We start from the raw sequence: 17,711 nt of genomic DNA, 5'->3' as shown, positions 1-17,711 counted from the left end.
TTCCCTCCCTCTTACTTTTTATCCAGCCTCACTCGAGGGTCTATGACACCATACAATAAGTCGACTAATAAATTGATGACGACATATACACAGGTAACGAAGAGAACAACTCCCTGGATCACCGCATAATCTCTTCTTTCGACTGAATTAATAATCAATTGCCCGATACCAGGAATATTGAAAATAGTTTCTGTTACAACCGCTCCTGCAATTAAGGCCCCAAAAGTTTGCCCGATTACTGTTAAAATAGGGAGAAAAGCATTTTGAAGTGAATGTCTAAAAATAACTAATCTCTCCGTAACACCCTTAGATCTTGCGGTTTTGATATAATTCATGTTCAATACCTCTAGCAAACTAGACCGGGACATTCTAGCAATTAGTGCTGCGTGCATAGCACCTAATGAAATAGAAGGCAATATGAGGTATTTCAAGTGTTCCCATAATCCGGCTTGAATAGGCCGATAACCAGCCACTGGTAACCATTGCAGCTTAACACCAATTAATAGTACTAAGAATAAACCAAGTAAGAAGCTTGGAACACACATCCCAAGCAGGGAAATACCCATCACCGTTCGATCCACACTTGTTTCTCTGTATACTGCTGCTAGAATTCCAAGCGGAATTGAAATGATTAATGAAATCGTTCCTGCTAATACCGCTACAGAGATAGTAGGTATTAAATGACTAAAAATTGAATTCAAGACTGGTTCCTTCATAAAGTAAGACATACCCAAATCACCCTGAAGGGCATTTGTTACCCAAAGAAAGTATTGTTCAACAATTGGTTTGTCCAGTCCAAGTTTCCCTCTAAGGTCTTGTATTTGCTGGTCAGTTGCTTCCTCTCCTAACAATATCGCAGCTGGATCTCCTGGTGTTATATGAATAATAGAGAATATAACGATAGAAACTACAAATAACACAGGAATTAGTGAGAGGACACGATTAACTAAGTACCATTTCATTTTTCTACTCCTTTATTGATAATCGTGATTCCATCAGCGGAAATAACCCCGCCACTCCCGCTGATGGTTAGTCATCCAGACTCTCTCTACTAGATTTAAGTAGGATGCCTGGATCTTTCACTCGATTATTTTATTTTTTTCGCATTCCATAGAACTGGACCTTTTTGGAATACTTTAAAATTCTTAACCTGCTCATTCGTTGTAAGAATGGATGCGTAGTGTCCAAATAGTGTATGCGGTACATAATCATTCCACATATAGCTCTGTAACTCAGCCCATTTCTTCTTTGCCTCTTCTTTTGTTTCTGCCACCCTAATGTCTTCTAATGATTGTGTGATTTTTTCATCGTTCGTCCAGCCTGGGAAACTAGGATTTACAACCAATAGTTGGGACGGAGTTGTGACATATCCAGTAGCGACAATCATTGCGTCCCAATTTTCCGGATTATTCCGTTTTTCCACTAATGTTGGCCAATCGTAAATTTCCAGTTTTACTTTTACACCCATTTTTTCAAGTTGCTCCTTAATTACAACTGAGGCATTGTATTGGTGATCGTAATCTCTTGTAGAATATAAGACTACCTCTTCTCCGTTATAGCCTGCAGCCTTTAACATTTGCTTGGCCTTCTCAACATTAGCCTGATTGTAGACTTCTTTCCCAGCATTTGTTGCCCAATTTTTTTGACTTAAACTCATATATCCAGGGTCTAATTTAAACAATTCTTTACTTCCAAAACTCGCCAGCATAATGGCATTCGCATCAAATCCCATATTGACCGCTTTTCTCATCTCAGGGTTTGTAAAAATTCCTTGTTTCTTGTTATAAGCAAGATTTAATGTACCAGTGTCGAAAGTGGCATAACTTTTTAAATTAGGCGTATTCTTTAATTGGTCATAATTATCAAATGGCATGTTTAGGGCAATATCGTATTCCCCAGTCTGTACCCCTGCCATTCGAGTAGATGAATCAGTCACAATGTAGTAATATACTTCGTCAATATATACTTCTTTTTTCCCAGACATCCCACTAGGCTTCTTATCTGAAGGAGAGTAATCAGCAAATTTTTCTAAACGGATATATTGGTCTTGCTTCCATTCAGCAAATTTAAATGGACCTGTACCTATATATTCTTTGACACCATCTTCTCCTGCATTTTCAATAATCTCTTTTGGCATTATGGCTGGAAATTGCCCCCTTCCAGCCATAATATCAAGAACATCTGTTACTGCCCTGCTAAGCTTTAGATTTACAGTATATTCATCTACCGCCTCAAATTTAGCTCCTTCTAGCAGCAACTTTGCACGTGATGATTTTTCCAGCCATCTAGTCATCGAAGCTACAACATCATCCGATGTCATTTCCTTCCCATTATGAAACTTTACACCTTTTCTTAATTTAAAAGTATAAGTAAGTCCATCTTCACTTGTTTCAACAGATTCTGCCAGCATCGGTACAGCCTGTTCATTTTCATCTTGCGTTACGAGTGTTTCATAAATATTTCGCGAAACCTCAATTGCATCTGATGATGTAGTTAAATGTACATCAATCGTAGGAGGCTGCGCACTCATCGCTATTTTTATGACGCCTCCCGCTTCCCCTGTTTCCTCTGTCGCTTCTTTCGAACTTGATTTATCAACAGATGTATTGCTGCATCCAACAATTCCAAAGATGAATAACAATGCTATTAAACTTCTAACTATTTTCATTTTTTAACCTCCACTTTTATTTTGATATATATTTTTGGAAACCCTTCTCCACAATAATTTATAGATTTATATTCATATCATTGATGAATCTTCCTGCTTCTGCAAATTCAGTTTCTAATCTAATTTTTCCAACGTTTCCTTCAATATCAATAATCGTTCCATATGGCTCAGAAAGCTTAGCTAACTGTGTTAGTATATTTATATTTTCAGACAGAACAGGCCAACCACGTTCGTACCGTTCTTGTCCATATCCTAGCTCAATCGGGTAAAGCAGAATTTCCGTTACTTGCTTGCCCTCCATTTTCCAAACCGGAATAACTGATTCCCAAATTTTGTGATTTACACCAAATCCAATTGTGTTGTTTCGAGTTCTATTATCTAGCGCATCTGCCACATTGTTTGAATGATCAAGCTGATACTTTTCATAAAAATCAGCTGGTAAATGCGATACTGTCTCATTTTGAAAAATAAAGTTTCCTAGACTATAAAAAATCGGTTTATTTTGATAGATTTCTATTCCTCTAAGGATATGTGGTCCATGGCCAATTACAGCATCTGCCCCTTCCTCAATACACTTTCTGGAAAACTGTTCAATAAACTCTGCTGGCCTATCTTTATACTCCCCTTTCATTTCGTGCGCATGAATACTAACTAATACATATTTAGCTTGCCTTTTGGCTTCGTTAATCGCTTTCAAAATTCTGGACATATCCTTATCCATAGGAGAGGTTGATTGTCCTTCCTCTTCGCTTTCCTTGAATAAATACTGACCAAATTCAAATAGATCATCATTTCTTTTTGGCTGAAATCCTTCTTTAATACTTAGATTGCGGGATGCATTGATGTTCACTTTAGAAGCTATTTCTTTTAATGTTTGCAAATTCTTAGAGGCTACTTTGTATGTTGTTTGAAAACGGAGTGGATTAATACCGGGTCTACCTGCCATGTCAGGACGTTGTTCACCTGCAACCCAAGTCTCGTGAAAGCTGGATGTTGCAGCAACTAATGCAACACGGCCGCCTTCAGTCTCCAAATATCTTGGCTCGCAGGCACTTGCTAAATTCATTCCTGCACCAGCATGTACGAATTCATGTTCATTTAAATACTTTTCCGTAGCTTCTAAACCTTTAAAGGTATAATCAAGCGTATGATTGTTGGCCCAAGCAATAAGATTAAATCCATAATCCTTGATATCCATAAGCACAGCTGGAGGTCCCATTGCCCATGTCCCACCACTTACAGCTCCAGGAATTCCCTCCTGATTATGTACAGTTACTTCAAGATTCGTAAACCGAACGTCAGCGCTTTTTATAACAGATGAAATGTTACGAAATTGATCATCCTTAGCTGGAATTCTCCTGGTAATAAAAGAATCTCCAGATGCAGCAAACGTAATTTTTTTCAACCTATCCTTCCCTCCCCTATCCATTTTACCTAGACTTTTTAACTAGTCTTTTTATTCTCTTTTTCTGTTAGCTGTGGTAAAATTTATTTAAGGAAATTATCCTTATTTATTCCCTTAATAGTATATTATTGGATTTGAAATTATCAGTCAATTATTATTTATAAAAAGAATCAGAATATTTTTCGATATAATGAGGTGGGTTGTATGAAAACAAGAGTAGGAATTGTAGGACCCCTTGATTCAGTTAGTCTAATTTCAAGTGTTGCCGAAGAATTTTCGGATCGTATTATCACAAAGCCTTACATTTATAAGAAATTAGAGGAAACAGAGGAGATAGTAAAACGTGCAAAAGATGATGTCGATGTCTGGCTGTTTTCGGGGCAGGCACCCTACGCAGTTGCACAAAATACATTGGAGAATTTAATCGGATTTTACCCTCACTTAAACGGGTCAAGCTTATCGAAAGTACTGCTAGATATCGGATATAAGGACCATAAAAAACTTGACAGGCTAAGTATTGATACGATTCCTTCAGAGCAAATCTATGAAACTTTCTCTGAAATGGAATTAAAGTCGGAAAACCTAAAGTTAAACCCCTATAATGGATATAAACGAACAGATGAATTGATTGATTTCCATTATCAGCTTTATAAGAGCGGCCAGGTAGATAATTGTATAACCTGTATCCGCTCTGTGTATGAAACACTGAAAGCGATGAATGTTCCTGCCTATCGAGTAAAGCCCACAAAAATGGCGATAAGAGGAGGAATTTTAAAGGCCTCACAAAAAGGAGAAATTATTCAATTCAAAAGTTCACAAATTTCAGTGTTAATTCTTCATATTTTTGAAATGGACAAACTAATTGGAGAAAACTGTGCATCATATGAATCTCATCGACTTATTTTAAAGCTGCAGGATGTCATTATCGATTTTGCAGAGAAAATTTTAGGGTCTTTTATCAACCAAGGGAATGGAAAATACTTCATTTTTTCTACTAGAGGCGCATTAGAGAAAAACATCCAGAAGGAAATTCCTATATTTCTTGAGAAAATAACTGTCATCTCCCCTCTATATGCACATATAGGAATTGGTTATGGAAAAACAGTATTTGGGGCAGAACAAAATGCTTACCTTGCACTCAATTATGCCAAGCAATATCAAAAAAACACCATCATGCTAGCAGTTGAAAATGGTGTTATCGAAGGTCCCTTGCAAAGCGAAAAAAGTTTCACCTTCAGCTATCGTTCTGATGACACCATATTTATTAATAGACTCAAGCTTGCCGGTGTCAATATTAGCACTTATAACAAAATACTCTCCATTCAAGATAATCATGAACATAGATCAATAAGTGCTTTTGAACTAGCAAAATGGTTAGATATGACTCAAAGGAATGCCAGGAGAATTTTAAGTGATTTAGAAAAAAATAAATTAGCTAAAATTGTGGGTGAGGAAGCACCAGTTCAAAGGGGAAGACCAAGAAATATCTATAGAGTAGGATATATTGAGGAAGACATGCCGTCTTTAGGAAACTAATTAAAGGGAAGCAAGACATATTAGTCTGCTTCCCTATGTAATACTATCCAAAAAATAGCTTACGGCGCCTAACCAGCGGACTAATAAAATAACTTAATAAAACATTCACCTAAAACGGAATCTCCCCAAAGCAATTCTAAATGATCTTTGTCCCTTACTGGTCCAACTCCTTCAGGAGTACCCGTAAAGATTAAATCTCCTTCCCCTAATCCAAAGTTTAGAGCAATGAAATCAATTATGGCCTGCAAATCAAAGATCATATTTTTTATGTTCCCTTGCTGTACCGTTTTCCCATTTATAAGAAGAGAAAAATCGGTCTTCATCATTTCTTCTATCCCTGGAAAAAAGATGAATTTGCTCACAATAGCTGAGTTCGGAAATCCTTTTGCCAATAGCCATGGCTGGCCTTTTTTCTTAAGTTCACTCTGAACATCCCGTAAGGTAAAATCGATGCCCATGGCCATACTGTCGACTATTTCCTCTACTCTCATCCCTTTTTGATAGGACTTTCCTATCCTTATCACTATTTCTGTTTCAAAATGGATAGAACCTCGATTTCCAGGCAGTAAAATTTCCTGACCAACAGCTTCCGCCAAGGCATGAGTAGGTTTGGAAAAAATAATTGGGGACATCGGCACTTCATTTTGCAGTTCCTTAGCATGCTCAGCGTAGTTTCGACCGACGCAGTAGATATTAGAAATCTTATTCATGACAATCCCTCATTTTATAGTAATTATTAAAACTTACTCTTACATCAACTATACAACAAGGAATCGCTTAAAACATGCTCAACCGATATTTTCTTGACAAAAGTTCTAGAAGTTTAAGTCCAGCCACACTGTTCCCTTTTTCATCCAAAGCGGGACCGAAAATGCCAATACCAAATTTACCAGGAACAGACCCCATGATTCCGCCTGATACCCCACTTTTAGCCGGGATGCCTATTTTTATGGCGAATTCACCGGAGGCATTATACATTCCGCACGTAACCATAAATGTTTTGCAAATTCTCGCTACATCGTCAGGCATAATTCTTTTTCCGTTAAGTGGATCAATGCCATCCATTGCAAAAATCATCCCAATTCTTGCTAAATCCAAACAATTCATTTCCAACGCACACTGTTTGGTGTATAAATCTAATAATGTTTCAACATCCTCAGTAATGATTTTATGCTGTTTCAAAAAATAACAAAGCGCCCGGTTTAAGTCAGCCGATTCAAACTCCGAGCGTGCTACCGTCTCACTATAGCCAATGGCAGGGTCGCCTGCCAATTCCCGGATAAAGCCTAATAACCGATTGAACCGCTCCTCTACTGAATTCCCTTTTATCATATTAGTTACGACAAGTGCCCCGGCATTGATCATCGGATTTAATGGCTTGGCTGGAGCCATGGTTTCCAACTTTGCAATTGAATTAAACGGGTCACCGGTTGGCTCCATCCCAACCCGTTCAAACACGTAGTGAAAGCCATTTTCTATTAAAACCAATGCTAAGCTAATAACCTTTGAAACACTTTGCAAGGTAAACTTTTTATCAATATCTCCTGCAGAGATACATCTTCCGTCTGGATAGTTTATCGCAATCGACAACGCATGAGGATTTGCTTTACCCAGCTCGGGAATATAATCTGCGACTTTTCCATCTTTTGTACACCTTTTTGCTTCTTCCACTAATCTCTTTAATTCGTCACTTGATTGACATGGCATTATTCATCACCCGTAGTATATGCACCTTTAAATTTATTTTTTTGATAAGCCATTCCATTCTATTCGATACAAATCATGTCTCCGGTCACGTAATTGCCGCATCGAACCGGAATTCCGCGAGCGTCTCAATTTCTCAAGGTCAACATCGCCAACCACGACGGTATCAACGTTCGCATCACATTCCCCGACAATCCCGTCCCTTGCGAACTCAAAATCGGCCGGCGAGAAAATGCCAGATTGTGCATATTGAATATCCATGTTTTCTACATGGGTTAGATTGCCCACAGTTCCGGCAATACAGGTATAAACTTGGTTTTCGATGGCACGGGCCTGGGCACAGTAGCGTACGCGAAGATAGCTTTGCCGATCTTCTGCACTAAAGGGGACAAAAATAATATTGGCGCCCTTTTCAACTAAAATTCTTGAGAGTTCAGGAAACTCGATGTCGTAGGATACCTGGATTGCAACTTTTCCACAATCTGTATCAAATACATTGATCTCATTTCCTTCAGCGATTCCCCACCACTTTTTCTCGTTAGGTGTCACATGAAGCTTCGATTGTTTTTCAATCGTGCCGTCCCGGCGGAAAAGAAAACCGACATTGTAAATATCTCCATCTTCTTCGATAAAATGAGTTCCGCCGACAATATTGATGTTATATCTTACAGCAAGCTGCGTAAACAGTTCTATATATTGATCTGTAAAGGTCGAAAGCCTCCTTACTGCCCGGTCTGGTCTTTTTTCTTCAAGAAAGGACATCAATTGGGTCGTGAATATTTCTGGAAACACCGCAAAATCGGAACCAAAATCAGCGGCAACGTCCACATAATATTGCACTTGTGTACTGAAATCCTCATAAGAGTCAATTTTCTTCATCATATATTGGACGGCGCAAATTCTAACGGGGAATGATGTACGATAAATACGCTTTGATTTGGGCCGATAATCGACATTATTCCATTCCATCAAGGTGGCCATTGAATCAGACGCTTTGTCGTCTGGAAGGTAGCTCGTATTAATCCGTTTAATTTTAAAGCCTTGCAGAAGCTGAAAGGATAACACAGGATCATAAATGTTATGCTTCTCCACTTCCTCCACATATTCACGTGCAGTCATTTCACCCTTGTATTTGTGATAGTTTGGGATTCGTCCGCCAATAATGATACTTTCTAGATTTAAACGAACGGCAAGCTCCTTTCGAGCCTCATAAAGACGATGGCCTAATTTCATCCGCCGATATTCAGGATCGACCATCACTTCAATGCCGTATAAATTAAGTCCACTTGGGTCGTGATTCGTGATATACCCATGGTCTGTAATGGTGTCCCAGGTGTGCTGGTCGTCGTATTCGTCAAAATTGACGATAAGACTTGCACAGGAACCTACGATTTTACCCTCGTATTCCACACAAATCTGACCCTCAGGGAAAATTCGAATATGGCTAAGCAGTTGCTCCCGCTTCCATGGGTCCATGTTGGGGAAGCAAACTTTACCAAGCGCAATAATATCATTTATGTCTTCAATATGGATGTTGCGAATCTCAATTTTCTTCTCGTATTTTGACATATCTGTTTCTGACATGGTTTTCACAACCTTTTCTTATTGGAACGTATGTAGTTAATCTATTTACATGCTTTTTTAACTTAAAAGGGTGCATATTAAATTTTTTCCTGAGTTGCGTATTTCATACAATAGTGTGACATTGCCTTAACTAACGTTGAAAAATCAAAAAAATAATGACTAAAGTCATATATCACTGTTGACGAAGGTGACTATATTCGAATTTCCGGTGACCTTATAATCAAGTTGTAAATAAGAAAAACAAAATGAAATTGAAAATAAGCTTACCAGAAAAGGAGAATGAAAAATGAACGGATTAGCAATGTATGGAATATTCTTTGTAATTTTTGGATTGGTATTTTGGAGACGTACGAGGGCGATGGTTCGTCCGGTTCAAGGGTCGGGGATCAAAATATTGCTCCCGATGGTCTTTTTACTTCCGGGGTTTTCCGCACTTTTACAATTTCAATTGCACTTAAAAGTTTGGGAAGTTGGCGTTGCAGCTTTAATCGGAGTATTGCTTGCAGTTCCGCTTATTTTTACAACCAACTATGAAATTCGTCAGGACGGAAAGATTTATGCACAAAAAAATAAAGCCTTTTTTATTGCACTGATTTCCGTTCTCGTAATTCGAATCGCTTTAAGACAATTTATTTCCGGCATCGATCCATTCAGTTTAAGTATGCTTTTCTTTACAGTTGCTGTTGGCTATGTCGTTCCATGGAGAATTATTTCCTTTGTTAAATTTAGAAAGGTAAAACAGTCACAAATGCTCGGCGAAGAGATCATAACGATTAGAGCATAACTTTTTCTTAGCAATCTGGGCACGACATTTTATCAATGAATGTCGTGCCCAGATTATTTTATTCATCTCGTCATTTTTCAAAAAGCACCTATTTTTCTGCCCTTAATTATTTTTGGGATAAGGTAGATGGGACATGGGAATAATGAAAGGTGTTCGTGAAAAAAATCACAGGAAAGGAGAGATTTACATGCCACAAGGAGCTACGGAAACAAGCACCTTAAAGGTTGGTGACCAGGCACCTGATTTCACTTTGGAAGCACATGGCGGCCGCAGGGTTACTTTGAGCGAATTCCGCGGAACAAAAAATGTATTTCTTTGTTTTTACCCACTAGATTGGACCCCCGTTTGAGGCGCGCAAATGCCTTCTTACGAGGATGATTTACCTCGTTTCGAAGAGTTCGATACCCAGGTCTTGGGTATTTCAGTAGATAGTGTCCACAGTCATGATGCTTGGCAAAAATCAATTGGCGGTATTTCTTACCCGCTTTGTTCCGATTTTTATCCGCATGGAGAAGTTTCGGAAAAATATGGAGTCCTTCGCAAAAACAAGGGCGAGGCTGCATATGGGGCTTCCGAACGTGCCCTGTTTATCATTGATAAAGAAGGTATTGTTCAGTGGATTGATGTCCATCCACTTGATCGGCAGCCTGATAATGAAGAGTTGTTTGATGTACTAAGAAAGCTTTAAATGATTTTAAGAGAGTATAAAATAAGGAGGATGGGTATGGAACTCTCAAGAAAAGCCATCCCATATACACCTAGCAGTAAACCGCTTCATGAAATGACCATTATGATTGTTTCAACTTCTGGCGTCCATTTGAAGGAACAGGAACCTTTTAACACGAATCCCTCAGAAGGAGATGCGACCTTCCGCATTATTCCAGGAGATGTTGATTCCAAGGATTTAATGGTCACCCATGCAGCCCCAAAGGAGCATTATAATACAGATGCTCCTAACGAGGATATTAACTGCGTTTTCCCTATCGACCGCCTACGGGAAATGGTTGATGATGGAGACATCGGCGGAGTGGCAGAAAAACATCTAACCATGATGGGCTATTCCATGAGATTGAATAAAATTAATAATGAAACCATTCCCGCGCTGGTAAAAGAAGTCGTCCGTTCCAAAGCGGATGCAGTACTCTTAACTGCCGGCTGACCGCTCTGTCATCGCACTGTAGTTACAGTGCAGCGCGGCATTGAATCACAGGGAATTCCGACAACATTAATTACCTTGGACGTTGAACAATCCAGTTTGATGAGACCGCCTCGTGCAATCCATCCAGTTGGATTCGAATTCGGCCATTCATTGGGAAAGCCTCATGATAAAGTAACACAAATGAAAGTATTACTGGCAGCACTGGCAGAGTTAAATGAAAGACAAGAGCCAGGGCACATTCATGATGCGCATTTTCCAACATATAATTGAATCGAAAAAGGGTCCGCAGATGCAGGCCCTTTTTCGTTTTTTTCGAAGTTTTACTTCGAACTCCAACTTGTTGAATTCAAGCATTGCGATTAACCGGGATTCGGACACTCCCTCCCTTCTTTCAATCGGTTTTGTCCGAAGGTTGCTCTGGTTCGGACACTTTCTCCCTTTTTTCAATGAGTTTTGTCCGAAGGTTGCTCTGGTTCGGACACTTCCTCCCTTTTTTCAATCGGTTTTGTCCGAAGGTTGTTCAAGTTCGGACACTTCCTCCCTTTTTTCAATGAGTTTTGTCCGAAGGTTGCTTAGGTTCGGACACTCCCTCCCTTTTTTCAATCGGTTTTGTCCGAAGGTTGCTCAAGTTTCGGAGACAAAATTAAAAATTGCCGAGAAAGAGACCCTTTTCTCGACAACCTAAGCCGCCACAAATGACGGCTTTACATTTTAGTGTTGAACCTGCTTTTGCTGCTCCATTACCTTCTTGTGTGAAGGAAGGAGGAAAGTAGCCAATAAGTTTGCGATTGCGATAAAGAACACGAGAATAAACACAAGGTGCATACCATGAGCGAGAGCCTCTTGAATCAACCTCATGACGTTTGCAGGAAGTTTATTGACAGCTTCTGAGCTTAAGAGATTGTTAATATTGCCTCCTCCGCTCCATGCTCCGTTTGAATGTTCTTTTCCAAACTGAATGAGTGAGTTGTTAAAAATAGTTCCAAACACTGCAATTCCCACCGTTTGTCCGATTGACCTCGTAAATGAGTTAGAAGCGGTTGCCGCCCCACGCATTTGCCAGCCTACTGCTGCTTGAACAAGTACAGTTGTCGGGGTTGTCGCGTACCCCATACCAAGACCGATCACAATCATAATTCCCACAAAATACCAATATGAGGAGTCAAGTTCCACTGCCAGTAACCATGTTCCGCCAAGGGCAATCAATACAGCACCAATGACGGCAGTTAACTTTGAACCGATTTTGTACATATAACGTCCGGCAAACGTGGCACCTAAAGGCCATGCAATCGACATTGGCATCAGCGTAAGCCCTGAGCTTGTCGCACTATGTCCAAGAATAGTTTGAATCCACATTGGCAAATAAACATTCACTCCTATAAGTACAGCACTTGCCAAAAAACCGATAAAATTTGAAACAAGAATGACTGGAATCTTGAATAACGATGGCGGAAGCATCGGTTCCTTCACCTTGGTTTCAATATAGCCAAAAAGCACAATAAAGATCACCGCAACAGCAAACAGCATATAAATTGTAGCTGAATTCCATGCATACTTTTGCCCTGGACCCGCATTTAGTAATGCATATAAAAGAGTCGAAATCCCGATCGTAAACGTAACGGCTCCAAGATAATCAACTTTACGTTCCTTTTTCAATTCAACTGTTTCGTGGAAGAAGAAGGTGATTAAGACTATGGACACTAACCCAACCGGTAAATTAATGTAGAAAATCCACCGCCAGCTGATTTGGTCAACGAAGAAGCCGCCTACCAATGGACCGAGAAGTCCCGCAATTCCCCAAATTGAGCTAAACACTCCCTGCATTTTTGCACGCTGTTCACCGGGGTAAAGGTCCCCGATAATCGTAAAGGTTAACGGCATGACCGCCCCTGCTCCAATTCCTTGAAAAGCACGGAACCAAATTAATTGATGCATCGTCTGGGCAGCGCCTGACAACATCGATCCAGCTACAAACAAAATAACCCCTGTCATAAAAACTTTCTTTCGGCCGAATAAGTCAGCTAATTTTCCATAAATCGGTGTTGTTACAGAAGTGGTGAGAGTATAGATGGCAAACACCCAGCTGATTAATTTTAACCCGCTAAGGTCACTGACAATCCGCGGCATAGCGGTACTGACAACCGTGACATCAATGGCGACGAGTAAAATCGCAACCAGCATCGCAACAGTAACCATTTTACGATTCGTAGTTGTTTTTGGCATGTTTCATATCTCCTTATAATTTGCAAAAATCAAGAAAATCCCTTATTTGTCAAGTTGTTGACTAAAATAGTGTAAGTTATCATTGCATTTTAGTCAATAACTTGACTAAAATTATAAATAGTCAATATAACGGAGGTCTATATGGAGAATTTAAAAACAAACATTACTTTAGATTTCATGAGAATATCCAATCTTTTAAGCAGATATGGAGCAAAAATGGTCGCCGATGTTGGATTGACAAGCATCCAGCAATGGGTGATTCTGAGAACGATCATTCAAAAGGGAAGTATTTCCATCGGTGATCTAAAAGAAGAAATGCTTGTCACGAAACAAAATATGACAGGGATGATCAACCGCCTGCAGCAATCCAATTTAGTAACACTATATCAAGACCCTGAAGATAAAAGACGAACTCGTGTGAATATCACTGAGGAAGGACACCGAGTCTATGAGCAATTGAGTTCGTTACGAAATGATTTTAATGCCCAGACTTATCATATTTACAATGACCAAGAAATCGTGGTGTTAAGCGATTTGCTTGGCCGGCTCGTGGAGCATTTGAAAGAGGATTAATAGAGCCTGAATAAAAAAAGACCGCAGGTGCAGAAACACCGTACAGTCTAAGAAATTTAAAACCTATATTATTTGAATAGAGCCAAACTCACCGTGAGGATGGTTTACTAATTTATATCTTCTGTATTCAGATTCTAGCTTTCTTAGTGTCATTCCATAAAGGTTTTGATCTTCTTTATTATATACGTTAAGGAAAATTAGTTTATTAATAAGTTTTTGTCGCTTTTTTTCGTCGTTATTTCTCATTAGAAACACTCCTTTGATTTTACAAAAAGCTTACAATAGCCGTTGGTTGATAAATTCATTATAAACTGATAATTCCTATCTGTAAAGTATGAATTAAAAATTTGTTTAAGAAAGGGCACCACCGTTCTGGTGTTGCACCAAATAAAAGACCGGGTGTTGAAGTGACCCCCTAAGGTTGGACTAATAGTTCAACCTTAGGGGGTCACTTCATGTACCGGTCTTTTTATAAAGTGGATTAGTGAGAATCCTTCATCTCAATGGTGTTCTGAGTTTGTACCTTAAAGTACTCTCCTTTTTTCATGCTGATATGGCCTGATTCATAGGGCTTATTGTCAATGGTGAGATATACTTTTGCCGTTTGATAATATTGACCTACTGTATTGACAACGCTTTGAAGAAGCATTTCTTCATATGCTGCTCCAGCAGACATTTCATCCCTAAAGGCCTGATTCAAATCGATATACACGATTCCATCTTGGTTTAAATATAAGCTGTTAATCTCCGTATTTTTCGAAAAAACAACACCCAATTGATTGTTTATTGGCTCCTTGTATGCCTGCGCCAGAACTTTCCTCGTAATGTCATTGGTATAAAACTTTATTTGCTTGCTTTTAATATAAAGCTTTCCGTCATCAATATTCGGGTAAAAAAAGTTTATGTTCTGCACCAATGGCACATTATCCTCTATTTTAGTTAGTGTGGAGGATATTTCAGTACCGCCAGATACAAAAATAGATTTAACTAAACCTACGTTTTTAGCATAATAATCAATGGTTTTATCTTTTGTATTTTTTGTGGTAACTTCGATTGCTTTATAGTTCCCTGTTGGCGTTGTAATATCTACTGCCGTATTCGTGATTGTTCTCACTCTTCCATCCTTTAATGTCCAAGTAGTCCCCTTTGTTAATGGGGTCATCAAAATGACTTCTTTTTCATCATTGCTAGCTTTTAACAGATTTTCTCTGTAGTAGGTTTCTCCTTTTGAGAAGACTTTAGTAAGCTTGCCATCCTTAAGTTCCAATACATTGACCAAAACGGTACCGCCATTATCGATTCTTTGTTGAACTTTTTCTTCAGAAATATAATCATTGTAAACATTATAAGAGGCAAATTCGTTTCCTGTTCCTTCATATATATATCGATTATTTTTCTTCATTGGATAATAATCATTAATGGTTTCTGAATTTGTCGTTGGTTCTTTATTACCCTTATTATTGTCGGAAGTGCCATTATTGTTCTTATCATTATTGTTGGCGGTGCTATTCTTGCTGTTGTTATTTTCGGCGTTGTTGTTTCCGATTTGAATACCGCAACCTGCAAGGTTTCCAATCAAAATAACGAAGGCAAAGAAGACAATCAGCTTTTTCATATCAATATCCCCTTTTCTATTTCAAGAAGAGCCATATTACAAATCCCCCTTTCTTTAAAGTATTCAATTTTGCTTTCAAATATAAGCCTTTTGGGGTAAAGCAAAGGGACGGTTCTCGTGCATCAAAAAAATGATGCATGAGAACCGTCCCCGTGTTTCATCCACTGGTGTTGGTTACCTTCTCTTTTGATAAAGCTTGTTTAAATTGCTCGATTAGGATTGGAACAATTTCAAAGGCGTCGCCGACAATTCCATAATGACAGTTCTGGAAAATCGGGGCTTCTTTGTCCTTATTGATGGCAATGATTAACCCGGAGTTTTTCATTCCGACGATATGTTGAATCGCACCGGAAATTCCAATCGCAAAATAAATCTTTGGCGTTACCGTCACACCAGTTTGCCCGACTTGATGGGCGTGGTCAATCCAGCCCGCTTCTACTACATCGCGGCTCGCGCCAACTGCACCTCCAAGTGTTTCCGCCAATTGGTGGATTAACTGAAATCCTTCGTAACTACCTAACCCTTTTCCGCCCGCAACAATGATATCCGCTTCGTCGATTCTTACTTTCTTTACCGTCGCCTTAACAATTTCCAAGACTTTCGTGCGAATATCTTCTTCCTTTAAAGCTATGGTCTCTTCCACTATCTTACCTGTTCTCCCTGGCTGTGGAGGCAGCGCCTTCATGACTTTGGAGCGAACCGTCGCCATTTGCGGCCGGTATTTTTTACAAAGAATGGTTGCCATGATATTTCCGCCGAAAGCCGGCCTGCTCGCCAATAGCAACCCTGTATCCTCTTCCACATCGAGTTCCGTCGTATCCGCCGTCAAACCTGTCGGCAGGTCGGTGGCTACCGCGCTTGCCAGGTCTTTTCCGGTCGACGTGGCCCCAAATAGGATAATTTCTGGTTTATGTTTATCGCTGCATTCTAGCAGTGCCTTCATATAAGATTCTGTCCGGTAATGTTTAAAGATGGGTTGGTCATAGACATACACGGTATCTGCCCCGTATTCAAATACTGTGTTTGTTAAATGCTTAACATTTTCTCCGATTAAAATACCCGCTAATTCTACTCCCCGTTTGTCTGCCAGCTTTCTTCCGGCACCCAAAAGTTCAAGGGATACGGAAGCAACCTCTCCATCTTTTTGTTCTATAAATACCCAAACACCTTTGTAATCTTGGAAATCCAATTACAGCCCCTCCTTTGTTTCAAAGAGTTCTTTCTTTTCAAAAAGGACAGAGAGCAATTGCTCTACTTGTGCCGTTGGGTTACCTTCAAATAACGTTCCCCCAGATGGTTTTTGTGGAGCCCATACTTTGGAGACAATTGTTGGCGATCCCTTCAAACCAAGCTGCTTAATATCTACATCCTCTAAGTCATCAACCGACCAGATATGCGGCTTGTATCTAGCAGCCTTTAGCATGTTTGGAAGCGGAGAGTACGGCACTTCATTGATTGTTTTCTCAACGGAAAACAAACATGGTAATGTGGATTTTACGACTTCGTATCCATCCTCCAACTTGCGATGGACAATGGCATATCCTTCTTCTTGATTGATTTCCTCTACCTTGTTCACCGAAGTAAGCGGTGGAATATCAAGCCTTCTTGCTATTCCAGGTCCGACTTGCCCGGTATCTCCATCGATGGACATTTTTCCGCAAATAATCAGATCTACTGGCTTCGTTTTGGAGATTTTTTCAATCGCCTTTGTTACGGCATAACTTGTTGCCAATGTATCTGCCCCCGCAAACCGGCGGTCCGTGATTAAATAACCTTCATCAGCGCCTATTTCAATGCACGTTTTAATCGCGTTAACCGCGGGAGGCGGCCCCATTGTCACAACGGAAACATGTCCTCCATACCTATTCTTTATACGAACCGCCTCTTCAACCGCATGGGCATCATACGGATTCAAGATTGCAGGCGCCGTCCTCCGGTCCATCGTGTTTGTTTTTGGATTCATCTTGATAATTTTGGTGTCAGGTACTTGCTTAATACAGGCTACAATGTGCAGCATTTAATCCCTCCTTTTATTGTAAAAGCAAATGGCGGTGCCATTACTTAACCTTCTATATGAAACTCTCGGTTCTAAAAAGCTTTTCACCCGTTACCATTACTTTATTAACAGAGATGTCCTAACATTCGAATTTTCGGATAAATATCTTAATATTCCTCGCTGATTTTTGGATTCCAGGATGTCTTGCAAATTTCAAGGCTCTTAATATTCTTAAATCAAAAAAACGGCAGGAGAAATCCATCTCCTGCCAAGCTATCATTCTAAATGTTTATTTGTTGTTTTCGAAAATATTGTAGAAAAGAGCCCAGTTAACAAGCTCCCTCTTCTATTCTTTTTAAAATAAAAGTTCATTTTTTCTTATTCTTTTGGTTCGAATTTTTCGAATTGCTATTTTTGTTATTGCTATTTTTAGATGTTGCATTGTTCTGCTTTTTGTTGTTGTT

17 protein-coding genes are annotated in these 17,711 nt (G+C 39.4%); 6 read left to right on the top strand and 11 right to left on the bottom strand.

Annotation, left to right across the window (positions count from 1 at the left end):
- Positions 1 to 11: 11 nt before the first annotated feature.
- The 3 genes from V5M37_RS10515 to V5M37_RS10505 all read right to left on the bottom strand — a co-directional run bounded on the left by V5M37_RS10515 (position 12) and on the right by V5M37_RS10505 (position 4,073).
- Positions 12 to 962: an ABC transporter permease gene (locus V5M37_RS10515; RefSeq protein ID WP_423801864.1), complete on the bottom strand. Its 951-nt coding sequence runs from the start codon at positions 960 to 962 to the stop codon at positions 12 to 14.
- A 125-nt stretch (positions 963 to 1,087) separates the two neighbouring features.
- On the bottom strand, positions 1,088 to 2,668 hold the full coding sequence (locus V5M37_RS10510) for an ABC transporter substrate-binding protein (RefSeq protein ID WP_423801863.1): 1,581 nt from the start codon (positions 2,666 to 2,668) through the stop codon (positions 1,088 to 1,090).
- A gap of 58 nt (positions 2,669 to 2,726) precedes the next feature.
- Complete coding sequence (locus V5M37_RS10505) at positions 2,727 to 4,073, bottom strand: CapA family protein (RefSeq protein ID WP_423801862.1); 1,347 nt, start codon at positions 4,071 to 4,073, stop codon at positions 2,727 to 2,729.
- Between the two features lie 204 nt (positions 4,074 to 4,277).
- On the opposite strand from V5M37_RS10505, the gene V5M37_RS10500 reads away from it, so the two are divergent.
- Positions 4,278 to 5,609 carry a hypothetical protein gene (locus V5M37_RS10500; RefSeq protein WP_423801861.1) on the top strand — a complete coding sequence of 444 codons (1,332 nt, stop codon included), beginning with the start codon at positions 4,278 to 4,280 and terminating at the stop codon, positions 5,607 to 5,609.
- Positions 5,610 to 5,689: 80 nt separating this feature from the next.
- Here V5M37_RS10500 and V5M37_RS10495 read toward each other — a convergent pair whose 3' ends face one another.
- The 3 genes from V5M37_RS10495 to V5M37_RS10485 form a co-directional block, all read right to left on the bottom strand.
- Entirely contained in the window at positions 5,690 to 6,319 is a 630-nt protein-coding gene (locus V5M37_RS10495) for a fumarylacetoacetate hydrolase family protein (protein ID WP_423801860.1), read from the bottom strand.
- Positions 6,320 to 6,386: 67 nt separating this feature from the next.
- Positions 6,387 to 7,316, bottom strand: coding sequence for a glutaminase A (gene glsA, locus V5M37_RS10490; protein WP_423801859.1), 930 nt, complete (start codon positions 7,314 to 7,316; stop codon positions 6,387 to 6,389).
- A 33-nt stretch (positions 7,317 to 7,349) separates the two neighbouring features.
- Complete coding sequence (locus V5M37_RS10485) at positions 7,350 to 8,897, bottom strand: GNAT family N-acetyltransferase (RefSeq protein ID WP_423801858.1); 1,548 nt, start codon at positions 8,895 to 8,897, stop codon at positions 7,350 to 7,352.
- Positions 8,898 to 9,183: 286 nt separating this feature from the next.
- Between V5M37_RS10485 and V5M37_RS10480 the strand changes: the two genes are divergently transcribed.
- From V5M37_RS10480 to V5M37_RS10465, 4 genes are all read left to right on the top strand, one after another.
- On the top strand, positions 9,184 to 9,681 hold the full coding sequence (locus V5M37_RS10480; protein WP_423801857.1) for a CcdC family protein: 498 nt from the start codon (positions 9,184 to 9,186) through the stop codon (positions 9,679 to 9,681).
- A gap of 133 nt (positions 9,682 to 9,814) precedes the next feature.
- Entirely contained in the window at positions 9,815 to 10,369 is a 555-nt protein-coding gene (locus V5M37_RS10475; protein WP_423801856.1) for a peroxiredoxin, read from the top strand.
- A 36-nt stretch (positions 10,370 to 10,405) separates the two neighbouring features.
- A complete protein-coding gene (locus V5M37_RS10470) occupies positions 10,406 to 10,840 on the top strand; it encodes a glycine/sarcosine/betaine reductase selenoprotein B family protein (protein ID WP_213116163.1) in 435 nt (144 codons plus the stop codon).
- 27 nt (positions 10,841 to 10,867) lie between these two features.
- Entirely contained in the window at positions 10,868 to 11,110 is a 243-nt protein-coding gene (locus V5M37_RS10465; protein ID WP_213116164.1) for a hypothetical protein, read from the top strand.
- Positions 11,111 to 11,551: 441 nt separating this feature from the next.
- Here V5M37_RS10465 and V5M37_RS10460 read toward each other — a convergent pair whose 3' ends face one another.
- Positions 11,552 to 13,063, bottom strand: a complete 1,512-nt coding sequence (locus V5M37_RS10460; protein ID WP_423801855.1) for an MDR family MFS transporter — start codon at positions 13,061 to 13,063, stop codon at positions 11,552 to 11,554.
- Between the two features lie 141 nt (positions 13,064 to 13,204).
- On the opposite strand from V5M37_RS10460, the gene V5M37_RS10455 reads away from it, so the two are divergent.
- A complete protein-coding gene (locus tag V5M37_RS10455) occupies positions 13,205 to 13,636 on the top strand; it encodes a MarR family winged helix-turn-helix transcriptional regulator (protein WP_213140606.1) in 432 nt (143 codons plus the stop codon).
- Between the two features lie 63 nt (positions 13,637 to 13,699).
- Here the strand turns inward: V5M37_RS10455 and V5M37_RS10450 are convergent, their stop codons facing one another.
- The 4 genes from V5M37_RS10450 to V5M37_RS10435 all read right to left on the bottom strand — a co-directional run bounded on the left by V5M37_RS10450 (position 13,700) and on the right by V5M37_RS10435 (position 17,268).
- A complete protein-coding gene (locus tag V5M37_RS10450; RefSeq protein ID WP_378581262.1) occupies positions 13,700 to 13,882 on the bottom strand; it encodes a Fur-regulated basic protein FbpA in 183 nt (60 codons plus the stop codon).
- Positions 13,883 to 14,117: 235 nt separating this feature from the next.
- On the bottom strand, positions 14,118 to 15,251 hold the full coding sequence (locus V5M37_RS10445) for a GerMN domain-containing protein (protein ID WP_423801854.1): 1,134 nt from the start codon (positions 15,249 to 15,251) through the stop codon (positions 14,118 to 14,120).
- Positions 15,252 to 15,408: 157 nt separating this feature from the next.
- Positions 15,409 to 16,440, bottom strand: coding sequence for an electron transfer flavoprotein subunit alpha/FixB family protein (locus tag V5M37_RS10440; RefSeq protein ID WP_423801853.1), 1,032 nt, complete (start codon positions 16,438 to 16,440; stop codon positions 15,409 to 15,411).
- Positions 16,441 to 17,268, bottom strand: coding sequence for an electron transfer flavoprotein subunit beta/FixA family protein (locus V5M37_RS10435; protein ID WP_213140610.1), 828 nt, complete (start codon positions 17,266 to 17,268; stop codon positions 16,441 to 16,443).
- Between the last annotated feature and the right edge of the window lie 443 nt (positions 17,269 to 17,711).

It is taken from the genome of Neobacillus sp. SAB-20_R2A (assembly GCF_049568635.1).
In the GTDB taxonomy this organism is placed as follows: Bacteria; Bacillota; Bacilli; order Bacillales; family Cytobacillaceae; genus Neobacillus; species Neobacillus citreus.
The sequence above is the reverse complement of the archived record's forward strand: the minus strand, read 5'-3'. Positions and strand labels throughout refer to the sequence as shown.

Excerpts from the sequence above, each read along its gene's own strand:
- V5M37_RS10515 (WP_423801864.1), bottom strand. The coding sequence starts at position 962 with ATGAAATGGTACTTAGTTAATCGTGTCCTCTCACTAATTCCTGTGTTA.
- V5M37_RS10510 (WP_423801863.1), bottom strand. The coding sequence starts at position 2,668 with ATGAAAATAGTTAGAAGTTTAATAGCATTGTTATTCATCTTTGGAATT.
- V5M37_RS10500 (WP_423801861.1), top strand. The coding sequence starts at position 4,278 with ATGAAAACAAGAGTAGGAATTGTAGGACCCCTTGATTCAGTTAGTCTA.
- V5M37_RS10495 (WP_423801860.1), bottom strand. The coding sequence starts at position 6,319 with ATGAATAAGATTTCTAATATCTACTGCGTCGGTCGAAACTACGCTGAG.
- glsA (WP_423801859.1), bottom strand. The coding sequence starts at position 7,316 with ATGCCATGTCAATCAAGTGACGAATTAAAGAGATTAGTGGAAGAAGCA.
- V5M37_RS10485 (WP_423801858.1), bottom strand. The coding sequence starts at position 8,897 with ATGTCAGAAACAGATATGTCAAAATACGAGAAGAAAATTGAGATTCGC.
- V5M37_RS10480 (WP_423801857.1), top strand. The coding sequence starts at position 9,184 with ATGAACGGATTAGCAATGTATGGAATATTCTTTGTAATTTTTGGATTG.
- V5M37_RS10470 (WP_213116163.1), top strand. The coding sequence starts at position 10,406 with ATGGAACTCTCAAGAAAAGCCATCCCATATACACCTAGCAGTAAACCG.
- V5M37_RS10460 (WP_423801855.1), bottom strand. The coding sequence starts at position 13,063 with ATGCCAAAAACAACTACGAATCGTAAAATGGTTACTGTTGCGATGCTG.
- V5M37_RS10455 (WP_213140606.1), top strand. The coding sequence starts at position 13,205 with ATGGAGAATTTAAAAACAAACATTACTTTAGATTTCATGAGAATATCC.
- V5M37_RS10450 (WP_378581262.1), bottom strand. The coding sequence starts at position 13,882 with ATGAGAAATAACGACGAAAAAAAGCGACAAAAACTTATTAATAAACTA.
- V5M37_RS10445 (WP_423801854.1), bottom strand. The coding sequence starts at position 15,251 with ATGAAAAAGCTGATTGTCTTCTTTGCCTTCGTTATTTTGATTGGAAAC.
- V5M37_RS10435 (WP_213140610.1), bottom strand. The coding sequence starts at position 17,268 with ATGCTGCACATTGTAGCCTGTATTAAGCAAGTACCTGACACCAAAATT.